The organism is Lysobacter antibioticus (assembly GCF_001442535.1).
In the GTDB taxonomy this organism is placed as follows: domain Bacteria; phylum Pseudomonadota; class Gammaproteobacteria; order Xanthomonadales; family Xanthomonadaceae; genus Lysobacter; species Lysobacter antibioticus.
This window is the reverse complement of the sequence record NZ_CP013141.1, coordinates 3,580,428-3,592,941: the sequence shown is the minus strand read 5'-3', so window position 1 is coordinate 3,592,941 and position 12,514 is coordinate 3,580,428. Positions and strand designations below refer to the sequence as shown.

10 protein-coding genes are annotated in these 12,514 nt (G+C 68.2%); 3 read left to right on the top strand and 7 right to left on the bottom strand.

The features are described from left to right. Positions 1–114: 114 nt before the first annotated feature. Positions 115–756, bottom strand: a complete 642-nt coding sequence (locus GLA29479_RS14475) for a GNAT family N-acetyltransferase (protein ID WP_057972011.1) — start codon at positions 754–756, stop codon at positions 115–117. A gap of 206 nt (positions 757–962) precedes the next feature. Beyond that, positions 963–1,853: an AraC family transcriptional regulator gene (locus tag GLA29479_RS14470; RefSeq protein ID WP_057972010.1), complete on the bottom strand. Its 891-nt coding sequence runs from the start codon at positions 1,851–1,853 to the stop codon at positions 963–965. A 137-nt stretch (positions 1,854–1,990) separates the two neighbouring features. Between GLA29479_RS14470 and GLA29479_RS14465 the strand changes: the two genes are divergently transcribed. Continuing rightward, entirely contained in the window at positions 1,991–2,746 is a 756-nt protein-coding gene (locus GLA29479_RS14465; protein WP_057972009.1) for an SDR family NAD(P)-dependent oxidoreductase, read from the top strand. Here the strand turns inward: GLA29479_RS14465 and GLA29479_RS14460 are convergent. Then, the gene (locus tag GLA29479_RS14460) at positions 2,734–6,243 is read right to left on the bottom strand and encodes a PAS domain-containing hybrid sensor histidine kinase/response regulator (protein ID WP_057972008.1); all 3,510 of its coding nucleotides are present in this window, start codon (positions 6,241–6,243) and stop codon (positions 2,734–2,736) included. The genes GLA29479_RS14465 and GLA29479_RS14460 overlap by 13 nt on opposite strands. Positions 6,244–6,607: 364 nt before the next feature. Between GLA29479_RS14460 and GLA29479_RS25590 the strand changes: the two genes are divergently transcribed. After that, complete coding sequence (locus GLA29479_RS25590) at positions 6,608–8,194, top strand: proprotein convertase P-domain-containing protein (RefSeq protein ID WP_057972007.1); 1,587 nt, start codon at positions 6,608–6,610, stop codon at positions 8,192–8,194. Positions 8,195–8,607: 413 nt separating this feature from the next. After that, complete coding sequence (locus GLA29479_RS14450) at positions 8,608–9,846, top strand: trypsin-like serine peptidase (protein ID WP_057972006.1); 1,239 nt, start codon at positions 8,608–8,610, stop codon at positions 9,844–9,846. A 463-nt stretch (positions 9,847–10,309) separates the two neighbouring features. Here the strand turns inward: GLA29479_RS14450 and rpmG are convergent, their stop codons facing one another. From rpmG to GLA29479_RS14430, 4 genes are all read right to left on the bottom strand, one after another. After that, positions 10,310–10,474, bottom strand: a complete 165-nt coding sequence (gene rpmG / locus GLA29479_RS14445; protein WP_031370656.1) for a 50S ribosomal protein L33 — start codon at positions 10,472–10,474, stop codon at positions 10,310–10,312. Positions 10,475–10,487: 13 nt separating this feature from the next. Then, positions 10,488–10,724 (bottom strand): 50S ribosomal protein L28, encoded by a 237-nt coding sequence (gene rpmB / locus GLA29479_RS14440; protein ID WP_057916198.1) that lies wholly within the window; start codon positions 10,722–10,724, stop codon positions 10,488–10,490. Positions 10,725–11,171: 447 nt separating this feature from the next. Beyond that, positions 11,172–11,507: a lipid-A-disaccharide synthase N-terminal domain-containing protein gene (locus GLA29479_RS14435; protein ID WP_057916199.1), complete on the bottom strand. Its 336-nt coding sequence runs from the start codon at positions 11,505–11,507 to the stop codon at positions 11,172–11,174. 8 nt (positions 11,508–11,515) lie between these two features. Beyond that, a complete protein-coding gene (locus GLA29479_RS14430) occupies positions 11,516–12,256 on the bottom strand; it encodes a glycosyltransferase family 2 protein (RefSeq protein WP_057972005.1) in 741 nt (246 codons plus the stop codon). Between the last annotated feature and the right edge of the window lie 258 nt (positions 12,257–12,514).

The window sequence follows — 12,514 nt, the reverse complement described above, 5'->3', positions numbered from 1 at the left end:
CGTTTCGGGCTTGCTGCAAGGGGGTAATGGCCTTGCCTGGGCGGGGCACGGTAAGCCCGATATTTCTACCGGGACCAAGCATGGCCAGACTGCAAGATCAGCCCGCCCGTAGCTTCAACCTTCCGGAATGGTCGCGGCAGCGAACGGTGCCAGCACGGTCCAGCCCAGGTTCGCATACAGGCCGCGGCCGTCTTCGGTCGCGACCAACAGTGGTTGGCTTGCAAGGGATCTCTTCGCGGCGCCAAGCGCGCTCATCACCGCGACGCCCAGTCCTTTGCGGCGGTGATCCTGCGCGGTTTCGATTCGATCATAGATGAAGGCGTCTGCGGTTTCCGCCGCGCATCCGGTTGCGGCCAGGTCGCCATTCGGCGCGATGACGCTGGCCCGGGTGACGGGCCCGGCACGATGCAGCTCCATCCTGTACCCGATCGGCAGGGGCTTCGTGTCGAGGTCGGCTACGGACGTCGTCATCAGATAGTTCGCTGGTTGAATCTCCCAGCGGGCGGGCAGTGCGCTTCGCAGTTCCTCGTCGGTGCCGCACAGCTTCAAGTAGTGCCGTGGCGCGGTAATGTCGTCGGCGATTTCGCGCAAGCCATCGCATAGTGCCGGGAACACCCAGCGTTTCACTTCTTTTTCCGAGTGGGTGTCCACACGAAAGCCGCCGCGGTCGTGCACGGGAACCGGGGAGCCGCGGGCGACGGAATGCGCGGCTTGCCAGGCGAACAGGAGCTTTGGGTCGATGTGGGATGCGGTCATGGCGGACGTCGATGATGCTCGGAGGGTGGAGGGACATTCTCCGACGACCGCAGGTGCTGCGCCATCGGCTCTCGGCGATAAGGTCCCGGTGACTTCGCACTAGATCATCGCCCTGTCGCAGGAACTAAGACGACGGCGATAGGGCAGGACGAAAGGCCAGAACGAAGGTCGGGCAAATAGCCCGCACAACGCAGACGCGCCGCAACTCACTGCAGCGTCCGCGCCTTATTCTTCGCCGACTGCGTGTCCCGCACCGGCGGCAGGCCGAATACGCGGCCGTATTCGCGGGTGAACTGCGGGACGCTTTCGTAGCCGACCGCGAACGCGGCGCTGCTCGCGCTGACGCCTTCCGACAGCATCAGTCGCCGGGCTTCGATCAGGCGCAGCTGTTTCTGGAATTGCAGCGGCGACAGCGAGGTCACCTCGCGGAAGTGTTGGTAGAACGACGAGGCGCTCATGCCGGCGGCCGCGGCGAGACGTTCGACCGGCAGCGGTTGGGCGAATTCGGCGCGCAGCACGGTCACCGCCCGCGCGACGCGTTGGGCGTTGCTGTTGGGCCAGCCCAGGCGGCGGATCGCGGCGCCGTGCCGGCCGAGCAGCAGCCAGTAGTGCAGTTCGCGCAGCAATTGGGTTTGCAGCACCGGCATCGCGGCGGGGCGGTCGAGCAGGCGCATCAGGCGCAGCGCCGCATCGGCGACTTCGCTGTCGGTCGGCTCGATCTGCACCGGGAAATGCTCGGCCGTCGGCGCCGCCTGCATTTCCGTCGCCAGGTTGGCGATGACGGCGGCATCGAGCTCCATCACGAAGGAGAGGTAAGGCGCGGCGGCGCTGGCCTGGGTGATCTGGCTGACCGTCGGCACGTCGGCGGCGATCAGCAACGAGTCGCCGGCGCCGAAGGCGAAAGTCTGCGTGCCCATCGTGACCTGCTTGCTGCCCTGCAGGACCAGGCAAACCAGCGGCCGCGAGATTTCGTGCAGCAGGCCGCTGGGTGCGGTGGCGCGGATCGCGGCGAGGCCGGGGATCGGGGTGCGGGCCAAGCCGGCCGGGTCGGCATGGGCCTGGGCGTAATGGCCGACGGTATCGAGAAGAGTGGTCACGGGGCGAGCCTACTCCGTCGCTGCGGCGGCACGGGCCAGCCTGGAGGATCAGGCAAACAACGCCGAGATTCCAGCAACCGGCGGCGAGTCGCCGGTCCGATAGTGGCGCCCTCCTCACTCCACCCAGGTTCCAGACCATGAGCAAGATCGCCCTCGTCACCGGCGCCAGCCGCGGGCTCGGCCGCAACACCGCGCTCAACATCGCCCGCCAGGGCGGCGATGTCGTGCTCACCTACCAACGCCGGGCCGAAGACGCGGCCGCCGTCGTCGTCGAGATCGAGGCGATGGGACGCAAGGCGATCGCCTTGCCGCTCGATACCGGCGAGGTCGCCGCGTTCGCGCTGTTCGTGCAGAAGCTGCGGACCGCGCTGCAGGACACGTGGCAGCGCGAGACCTTCGATCATCTCGTCAACAATGCCGGCCACGGCGATAACGCGCCGTTCGAGCAGACCAGCGAGGCGCAGTTCGACCGTCTGGTCGACGTCCACTTCAAGGGCGTGTTCTTCCTGACCCAGGCGTTGCTGCCCCTGATCGCCGACGGCGGCCGCATCGTCAATCTGTCGACCGGCCTGACCCGTTTCTCGGCGCCGGGCTGGTCGGCGTATGCGGCGGCGAAGGGCGCGATCGAGGTGCTGACGGTGTATCTGGCGAAGGAACTCGGCAGCCGCGGCATCGCCGTCAACACGGTGGCGCCGGGGGCGATCGAGACCGATTTCTTCGGCGGCGCGGTCCGCGACACGCCCGAGTTCAACCGCCACTTCGCCGACATGACCGCGCTCGGCCGGGTCGGTTTGCCCGAGGACATCGGGCCGATGATCGCCAACCTGCTGTCCGAGCAGAACCGCTGGATCAACGCGCAACGGATCGAAGTGTCGGGCGGTCAGGCGATCTGAGGCGGCGGCCGCAGCCTGACCTGCGCCGCCTGTTTCTGCGCCGCCAGGAACGCGCGCAGCGAAGCCGGCTTGATCGGTTTGGTCAGCACCCGGCAGCCGCGCTCGCGGGCGGCGAGCTTGAGCGCGTCGCTGCCGTCGCCGGTCAGCAATGCGGCCGGCAACGCGATGCCGAGGCGTTCGCGCAGGGCATCGATGGTGGCGAGGCCGTCGAGCCGGTCGTGCAGGTGGTAGTCGACCAGGGCGACGTCGGGGTTCTGATCGAGCAAGGCCAGCGCATCGTCGACGGTCGCGGCGAGCAACGCGGTCGCGCCCCATCGGTCGAGCAGGGCGCGCATGCCGTCGAGGATCTCGCGGTCGTTGTCGATGCACAGCACGCGCAGGCCGGACAGCGAGTCGGCCGCCGACGAGTTCGCCGGTTCGACGACGGGTTGGGTGTGCAGCGCCTGCCCGCGCGGCACGAAGATCGAGAACACGCTGCCGCGGCGGATCTGCGAGCGCACGCGCAGCGGGTGGTCGAGGGTGCGGGCGATGCGCTGGCAGATCGACAGGCCCAGGCCGAGGCCGCGTTCGCCGCCGCTGCCGGGCTGATCGAAGCGGCGGAACTCGTCGAAGATCTGTTCCAGGTGGTGCTCGGGAATGCCGGGGCCGGTGTCCCAGACCTGCAGTTCGATGCGGCCCGGCTGCGAGGGATCGTGATGCGGGCGCAGGCGCGCGGCCATCAGCACGCCGCCTTCGCGGGTGTAGCGCAGGGCGTTGGCGAGGAAGTTCTGCAACGCGCGGCGCAACAGGCGACGATCGCTGCGCACCGGCATCGAGGCCTGGGCCAGGCGCACGCGCAGTTCCAGGCCGCGCCCGGCCGCGCTCGGCGCGTACTGCGCGGCGAGTTCGCGCAGCAGTTCGCCGGCGTCGAAGTCGGTCAGCTCGGGGCGCAGCGCGCCGGCGTCCAGGCGCGAGATGTCGAGCAGGCCGTCGAGCAGGTCTTCGGCGGCGCGCAACGAGGCATCGACGCGCTCGGCCAGGCGCCGCTGTTCGCCGATGTCGTCGCTCTCGCGCAAGGCGGTGGTGAACAGGCGCGCGGCGTTGAGCGGTTGCAACACGTCGTGGCTGACCGCGGCGAGGAAGCGGGTCTTGGACTGCTGCGCCGATTCGGCTTCCTGGGTGCGTTGTTCGACCCGTTGTTCGAGGTTCTCGTTGGCTTCGCGCAGCGCTTGCTCGGCGCGCTTGTAGTCGGTGACGTCGCTGTAGCTGGTGACGTAGCCGCCGCCGATCAGCGGGCGGCCGACCATCTCGATGACCTGGCCGTTGGCGCGCACGCGCTCGAACACGTGCGGGGCGCCGGCGCGCAGGTGGGCGAGGCGGCGGCTGACCAGTTCGTCGATGGCGCGTTCGTCGAGCGGGCCGGTGCCCATCTCGCCGCGCTCGGCGTTCCAGCGCAGCAGGTCGCCGACCGGCCGGCCGACGTAGAGCATGCCGTCGGGATAGTCGAACAGTTCCTGATAGCGCCGGTTCCACGCGACCAGGCGCATTTCCGGGTCGACCACGCTGACGCCCTGGCTGATGTTCTCCAGCGTGGTCGACAGCACCTGGCGATTGAAGCGCAGCTCCTGGTTGGCCTCGTCGAGCAGGGCCACCACTTCGCCGAGTTCCATGCCCGAGCCGCGCAGCGCGCTGGTCAGGGTGAGGCGCGCCGAGGCGGCGCCGATGGCCGAGGCGAGTAGGCGTTCGGTGAACTGGGCCAGGGCGCGGTCGGCCGGTTGCAGCGGCTGCCATTCGCGGCCTTGCTGGTGGGCGTAGTCCTCGAAGGCGCGGCGCGCATGGCGTTCGCCGACGATGCGTTCGGCCAGGGTGAGCAGTTCGCCGCTGCGCACGCTGCCGGCCCAGCCGCCGGGGCCGAGCGCGGGGCGGCGCACGTAGGGATCGAGGAAGGGTGCGGCGAGCAACTGGTCCTGCAAGCGCGGACGTTGCCGCACCGAGATGAACAGGAAGGCGCCGATGTTGAACAGCAGCGACCAGAAGGTGCCGTGGGTCAGCGGGTCCCAACCGACCAGGCCGAACAGTTGCTCCGGGCGCAGCCAGACGATGTCGAGCGGGCCGGTCGCGAGCCAACCGTCGGCGATCCAGCCGCCGCGCGCGAGTGCCGGCAACAGCAGGGTGTAGATCCACAGCACGGTGCCGGCGAACAGGCCCGAGAAGGCGCCCGAACGGCTGGCGCCGCGCCAATACAGACCGCCGATCAGCGCCGGGGCGAATTGCGCGACCGCGGCGAAGGCGAGCAGGCCGTGTTGGGCCAAGCCGTTCGCGCCGAGCGAGCCGCGGTGATACGCGTAGGCCATCAGCGCCAGCATGACGATGGTGATGCGTCGCACCCACAACACCTGGCGGTCGATGCCCTGGCTTTCGTTCAAGGCGCCGCTGCGCAGCAGCAGCGGCACCACCAGGTCGTTGCTGACCATGGTCGACAGCGCGACGCTGGAGACGATGACCATGCCGGTCGCGGCGGAGAAGCCGCCGATGTAGACCATCAACGCCAGCGCCTGCTGGTCGAACTGCAGCGGCAGCGCGAGCACGTAGGTGTCGGGCGAGATGCCGCTGCCGGCGAGCACGGCCTGGCCGGTCAGGGTGATAGGCACCACCAGCACGGTGATCAGCGCCAGATAACCGCCGAACAGCCAGCGCGCCGCACGCAGATCGTTCGGGTCCTGGCACTCGACCACGGCGACGTGGAACTGGCGCGGCAGGCAGATGATCGCGGTGAAGGCGAGCAGGGTCTGGGTGACGAACCCGGCCGGCAGACCGGGCTGGATCACCACCTGCGCGGCCTGCTGGATGCGCTGCGGGAAATTGCCGAGGCCGGGCAGGTGCAGCAGGGCGAACACGCCGATGGCGATGAAGGCGATCAGCTTGACCAGCGACTCCAGCGCGACCGCGAGCACCATGCCGTGATGGTGTTCGGTGGCGTCGATCTGGCGCGTGCCGAACAGGATCGCGAACACCGCCAGCATCATCGCCACGTAGAACGCCGGGTCGGCGAGCAGGCCGCCGTCGGACGGCACCCCGGCCAGCACTTCCACGCTCATCGCCACCGCCTTGAACTGCAGGGCGACGTAGGGCACCGCAGCGGTCAGCGCGACCGCGGCGACCAGGGCGGCCAGGCCCGGTGCGCGGCCGTAGCGCGAGGACAGGAAGTCGGCGATCGAGACGATCCGGTGCTCGCCGGAGATCAGCACCAGGCGTTCGAGGATGCGCCAGCCGAACGCCAGCATCAGCAGCGGGCCGAGATAGATCGGCAGGAAGCCCAGGCCGGTGCGCGCGGCGGTGCCGACCGCGCCGTAGAAAGTCCACGACGAGCAATAGACGGCGAGCGCGAGCGAGTACACCGCGGTGCGCAGCCAGCGCGCGCGCGGCGTGCGTTCGCGCTGGTCGCCGTAATAGGCGACCGCGAACAGCAGGCCGACGTAGCCGGCCGATACCAGCAGCAGAATCCAGCCTGGGATCAAGGGCGCGGGTTCGGAATCGGTGAAGTCGGACGAGTGTACGGCCTGGGCGCGCGGGCCGGACCGGCGCCGGGCTTCGACTTTGGCCGCGGGTCGGGCCAGGCCGGCGGGAACCGGCGCTGGGCCGCCGGCACGCTCGCGCTGAGGCCGCGGTCAAGATTTGGCGATACGGGCGCGGAGGGAACCACTGCGATCACGGTTTCGGCCGGGGCGATCTGAGAGCGTGCTGCGGCGCCGGCCCGTCGCCGTGCGCTCCGACTCATCACCCCCGGCGTCTGCACCGCGACGCTGCGCCGCCGTCCGCACGGCGGCCGACCGCCGTTGCGACTGCTTTGTGCGCCATCGCCGCTCCAGGAGGGAAACCGCAATGAAGTCCGGAACCACGAAATTCTTCGCGCCCACGCTGCTCGCCATCGCCCTGACTTCGGGCCTGGCCTTGTCCTTTGCCCCCGAAGCCGTCGCCGCCGATCCCGCGCCGGCACCGCTCAAGATCGCCGAGCAGCGCAGCACCGATCTGCGCCTCGGCGCCGGCGGCAAGGCCGCATTCGAGCCAGTCGAGATCCGTACGCCCGACGCCGCCTTCATCAAGGTGCATTTCGAGCGCTTGTCGCTGCCCGAAGGCGTGATGCTCGAAGTCGCCAGCCCCGACGGCCGCGAGGTCTATCGCTACGGCAACACCCAGCGCGACCGTTACACCGTCGCCAAGGACCTCGGCCAGGACGGCCGCCTGAGCTTCTCGGCGATGTCGATCGGCGGCCCGGTCGCGGTGTTGCGCCTGGTCGGCACGCCGCGCGAGCCGTGGAATTCCGGACACGGCGTGGTGGTGACGCGTTATCTGGAAGGCTATCCCGAAGCGATGCTCGGCGAATTGCAGGACGCCAGCCTGCTCGGCGGCCAGGTCGGCACCAAGTCGATCTGCGGCGTCGACGACAAGAAGGCCGCGGCCTGTTATGCCAGCAGCGACGCCGCCGCCTTCGATCGTTCGCGCCCGGTCGCGCGCATGCTCAGCAGCGGCGGCAGCCTGTGCACCGCGTGGCGCGTCGGTCCCGACAACCGCATGTTCACCAACAACCACTGCATCAACACCGCCGCGGCGGTGGCTGGCGCCGAGTTCTGGTTCAACTATCAGCTCAGCAGTTGCGGCGGCGCGCAGGGCACGGTGACCAAGGTCGCCGGCGACCAGATGCTGCGCACCGACGCCACGCTCGACTACACGCTGTTCACGGTCAAGAACTTCGCGACCATCTCCAGCTTCGGTTATCTCGGTCTGGACGTGCGCGCGGCGACCGCGGGCGAAGGCTTGTTCATTTCCGGCCACCCGGGCGGACGCCTGAAGGAACTCAGCGTCGTCGACGACCGCAACGGCGGCGGCAGCTGCCGCGTCGATTCGGCCAACGTCAACGGCAACGGCACGAATACCGACATCGGTTATTACTGCGACACCGAAGGCGGCAGCTCGGGCTCGCCGGTGATCGCGCGCTCCACGCGCAAGGCCATCGCCCTGCATCACTTCGGCGGCTGCCTGAACTCGGGCGCGAAGTTCTCCTTGATCTGGCCGCAGGTGTCGACCCACTTCGGCGGCGTGGTGCCGGACGGCGACGACGGTGGCGGTACCCCGGCGCCGCGTTTCGAGAACACCACCGACTATGCGATCAACGACAACGCCACCGTCGACAGCCCGGTCACGGTCAGCGGCATCAGTGGCACCGTGTTGTCGGTGAGAGTCGAGGTGGCGATCGTGCACACCTACCAAGGCGATCTGAAGGTCGACCTGGTCGCGCCCGACGGCACTCTCTACAACCTGCACAACCGCACCGGCGGCAGTGCCGACAACATCAACAAGGTCTATACCGTGCCCGTCAGCGAGCTCGCCAACGGTGTGTGGAAGCTGCGCGTCAACGATAACGCCGCGCAGGACGTCGGCAAGATCGACCGTTGGGCCTTGCAGTTCTGAGCCCACGAAGTAAGTCTGAAACGACGTGAGAGGCGCGGCCCGCCTGCGGGCCGCGCTTCGCGTCTTACGTTTCATCTGTAGGAGCGGCGTGAGCCGCGCCACGGGGCTTGCAGTCGCGTCGTGTCTGGAGGTGACGCGGTCGCGGCTCGCGCCGCTCCTACCCTGAAAGCACTGCACGAAATTCGACGCCATCCGCCACCGCGCCGCGTTCAGCTCATGCGCACACCCGCGATGCGCGTTCGATCCAAGTTCCGAACATCCGCCAATCGAATCCGATCGCGGTCACGTTTGCGCGCGATTTCCGCGTCGTGCGATGCCTCCGTGCAGCGCCGCCGCTGTGCAAGCTCATGCACGGCGCATGCGTGCCGTTCGCAGTCGCGTAGAGAGCGCCGGATCGCAATCCAGGAGACGACATGACTATCGCAAGGATTTCGCCGCAGGCGTTCGGCCTGCTGATCGGCGCCTGCCTGTTGACCGGCACGGCCTTCGCCGCCGACCCTCGCCCGGCGCCGCTCACCGCCGGCCAGACCCGCGCCGCCGACCTGCGCCTGGGGCCGCATCTGGGGCTGTCCAAATCGGCATGGTCGCAGCCGGTGCGGATCAGCACGCCCGATGCGGCCTTCATCAAGGTCCACTTCGAACACTTCGACTTACCGGCAGGCGTGACCCTGCAGGTGTCGAATCCGCAGGGCACCGAGGTCTATCGCTATCGCCAGGGCGACCTGGGTCGCCATACGGTCGATGCCGCGCTCGGCGAGGACGGCAAGACCCGTTTCGGCGCGATGTCGATCGCCGGCAACACTGCGGTGCTGCGCCTGGTCGGCACGCCGACCGAGCCGTGGGCGCCGCGGCACGGAGTGCGCGTGAGCCGTTACGACGAGGGCTTGCCGCAAGAATTGATGGGCGAGTTGAGCGAGGCCGGCCTGCTCGGCGGCGACGTCTCGGGCAAGTCGATCTGCGGCGTCAAGGACAGCCGCCCGGTCGCCTGCTATGCCGGCACCGACGCCACCGCGGTCGCGCGCTCCAAGCCGGTCGCGTTGATCCTGCTCAACGGCACCAAGTGGTGCACGGCCTGGCGCGTGGGCGCCGACAACCGCATCTTCACCAACAACCACTGCCTCGACAGCGCCGCCGACGTGGCCGCGTCCGAGTACTGGTTCAACTACCAGGCCACCACCTGCACCGGCACCACCAGCGGCACCTTGACCAAGGTCGCCGGCGACAAGTTGCTCAAGACCGACCAGACCCTGGACTACAGCCTGCTGACGGTGAAGAACTTCGCCGCCATCTCCAGCTTCGGTTACCTCAGCCTGGAGGTGCGCAAGCCGGTGCTCGGCGAGGAGATCTACATCAGCGGCCATCCCGCCACGCGCATGAAGGAGTTGTCGGTGGTCAGCGATCGCGAGGGCGGTGGGCGCTGCAAGGTCATCGACGCCGATGCCGACGGTTACGGCACCAATACCGACGCCGGTTATTACTGCGATACCGAAGGCGGCAACTCCGGCTCGCCGGTGCTGGCGCGTTCCTCGCACAAGGTCGTCGCGCTGCATCACTTCGGCGGCAACTGCAATCTGCAGGCGCCGAACCGCGGGGTGAAGATGCAGTTGATCTGGCCGCAGGTGAAGTCGTTCTTCAACAACGTGGTGCCCTGAGCCGCGTCTGACCGTACAGCCGTGCGGATCGCCGCACGGCTGTGCGCGAGCGGCTGCGGCGGTTGGAAGAGTTACTGCGTCATCCACCTACCGTCGCTCCCGCGAAGGCGGGCTCCGCTTTACTTGGGCGAAGCCGAACACGCAGGGGTATTGCGCTGAACGCCCTGGCGTTCATGGATGCGCGAGCCACTGGCTCGCGCATCCATGCACTCCGCCTGCGCGGGGATGACGGCCGAGAGCGTTGGTCTCGACGGCGCGCGTGAGAATCACCGATTCCCGATTCCCGATTCCCGATTCCCGATTCCCGATTCCCGATTCCCGATTCCCGATTCCCGATTCCCGATTCCGGCCAAAAGAAAACCCGCCACGTGGGCGGGTTCTCTTCTGAAGGCCTTGATCCCCGCCTACGCGGGGATGAGGCAATGGCACAAGCGTTCGCGCTAAGCGCGGACGCGCCATTGCATCACTTGATCTTGCCTTCCTTGTAGATCACGTGCTTGCGAACGACGGGGTCGTACTTCTTGACCTCCATCTTCGCCGGGGTGTTCTTCTTGTTCTTGTCGGTCGTGTAGAAGTGACCGGTGTTCGCCGTCGAGATCAGGCGGATCTTGTCGCGCTTGGAAGCCATGGGTCAGTCCTCCTCAGATCTTTTCGCCGCGGGCGCGGAGCTCGGCGAGAACGGAGTCGATGCCGTTCTTGTCGATGGTGCGCAGGGCATGGGCGGAAACACGCAGCTTCACCCAACGGTTCTCACTGGCGACCCAGAAACGGCGCTCGTGCAGGTTGGGGAGGAAACGGCGGCGGGTCTTGTTCATGGCATGCGAGACGTTGTTACCAGTCGTCGTTCGCTTGCCCGTTACTTGGCATACGCGGGACATTACGCACCTCGAAAAGGTCTGTGCTTCCCTTGGCCAGGGAGGCGGCGGCCCCGATGCCGGCATTCGATCGAATGCGCGCACCACGCGACACGGGTCAGGATTGAAAACCGCTGCACCATGGCGGGCCGGAATCGCGTTTCCGGGTCCGCCCGGTCGCCCCTAGGGGCAAGCCGGACGCAGCGAGCCGCGCATTATGCCGGCAAATGCAAGCCGGAACAAGCACTTGGGGGGCGGGGATGAGCGAAACCGCCGGCCAGCTCCCTGGGTAGGAGCGGCGCGAGCCGCGACCGCGGGCTGGCAGATCGCGGCGGAGGGGCCCGTTGGAGGTTCCAAGGGCGGATGGAGCCGCAGGCTAGGAGTGGGGACGCGGTGGTCGGGGTGGCGTTGTCGCGGCTTGCGCCGCTCCTACCCTTGAAAACCCGCGTGTCGCACGAAGGCTTGAGACGCCTAGTGGCCGTTGCGGTCGCGGTGCCAGCCGCGGTGCTTGATGTCCAGGTACAGGCTGTAGGCGGCGGTGAAGGCCGGGAACAGGTTCTGGATCACCCCGACCGAGTCCTGCTTCTGCGAGAACACGAAGTAGCTCAGGGTCATCACGCTGCCGACCAGGCTCATGTACCAGAACGCGCGCGGGATCACCGGCTTGCCGTGGCGCTTGCTGGCGACGAACTGGACCAGCCAGCGGCCGCCGAACATGAAGGCGCCGACCAGGCCGATCAGTTTCCACGGCGACATGTGCAGGCCGGTCCAGGCCAACCACGTAATCGGGGAGTTCATGAAGTCCATGCCCGGCCTCAGCGTTCGACGATGGCGGTGACCTTGGCCCGGCGGATCAGCCAGGCGACGCCGCGCAGGTCGGCGATGCCGACCAGGGCGCGGTTGAGGTTGTTGTACTTGGATACGCCGGTGCTGCGGGCGCGGTGGTTGACCGGCACGCTGACGGTCTTCCAGCCGGCGCGCTGCATCAGCGCCGGCAGGTAGCGGTGCATGTGGTTGAAGTACGGCAGTTCGAGGAAGGCGGCACGCTCGAACAGCTTGATGCCGCAGCCGGTGTCGGGGGTGTCGTCGCGCAGCATGCGGCTGCGGATCGCGTTGGCCCATTTGGAGGCCCAGCGCTTGCTGCCGGAGTCCTGGCGGTTGACCCGCCAGCCCGCGAACAGCTTCACTTCGGCGGCGGACTCGGCGCGCTTGGCGAGCAGCTTGGGGATGTCGGCCGGGTCGTTCTGGCCGTCGCCGTCGAGGGTCGCGATCCAGGCGCCGCGCGCGGCCTTGACCCCGTTGCGCACCGCCGTGCTCTGCCCGCTCTGGGTGACGTGGTGCAGCACGCGCAGCTCGGGCACGCCGGCCTTCAGCGCTTCCAGCGCGGCCAGGGTGCCGTCGCGCGAGTGGTCGTCGACATAGACGATCTCGAAATCGCCGCCGTCGGACGGCGCGCGGCCGCGCAGCGCGGTGGTGATTTCCTGGATCAGCGGGGCGACGTTGTCCTGTTCGTTGAACACCGGTACGACGACGGACAGTTGTGGGCTTTGCGTCATTGCTTGGAACTCGCGATGGATTCGATGCGATTGCGCCCTGGAGCGGACAGGCAGGGGCGGGCGCGATGCGGGCGAGTGCATACGCGGCCGCCGGTACGCGACGGCAGCTCGCTCCCCGATACGGCGGAGCGGCCGGGCGCCCGGTCTTTCGGGCTGCCTCCCCCGAGGGGAAGGGAACTGCAGAGGGGTTGAGTTTTACTGCCGGACCCGACCGCGGCTGCGATGGGGCCCGGGTAGTGTGTCATCGCGGCGGCGAGC

What these genes read in the sequence shown, in the direction of transcription:
- GLA29479_RS14475 (WP_057972011.1), bottom strand. Translation starts at nt 756, where the DNA reads ATGACCGCATCCCACATCGACCCAAAGCTCCTGTTCGCCTGGCAAGCC.
- GLA29479_RS14465 (WP_057972009.1), top strand. Translation starts at nt 1,991, where the DNA reads ATGAGCAAGATCGCCCTCGTCACCGGCGCCAGCCGCGGGCTCGGCCGC.
- GLA29479_RS25590 (WP_057972007.1), top strand. Translation starts at nt 6,608, where the DNA reads ATGAAGTCCGGAACCACGAAATTCTTCGCGCCCACGCTGCTCGCCATC.
- GLA29479_RS14450 (WP_057972006.1), top strand. Translation starts at nt 8,608, where the DNA reads ATGACTATCGCAAGGATTTCGCCGCAGGCGTTCGGCCTGCTGATCGGC.
- rpmG (WP_031370656.1), bottom strand. Translation starts at nt 10,474, where the DNA reads ATGGCTTCCAAGCGCGACAAGATCCGCCTGATCTCGACGGCGAACACC.
- rpmB (WP_057916198.1), bottom strand. Translation starts at nt 10,724, where the DNA reads ATGTCCCGCGTATGCCAAGTAACGGGCAAGCGAACGACGACTGGTAAC.
- GLA29479_RS14435 (WP_057916199.1), bottom strand. Translation starts at nt 11,507, where the DNA reads ATGGACTTCATGAACTCCCCGATTACGTGGTTGGCCTGGACCGGCCTG.
- GLA29479_RS14430 (WP_057972005.1), bottom strand. Translation starts at nt 12,256, where the DNA reads ATGACGCAAAGCCCACAACTGTCCGTCGTCGTACCGGTGTTCAACGAA.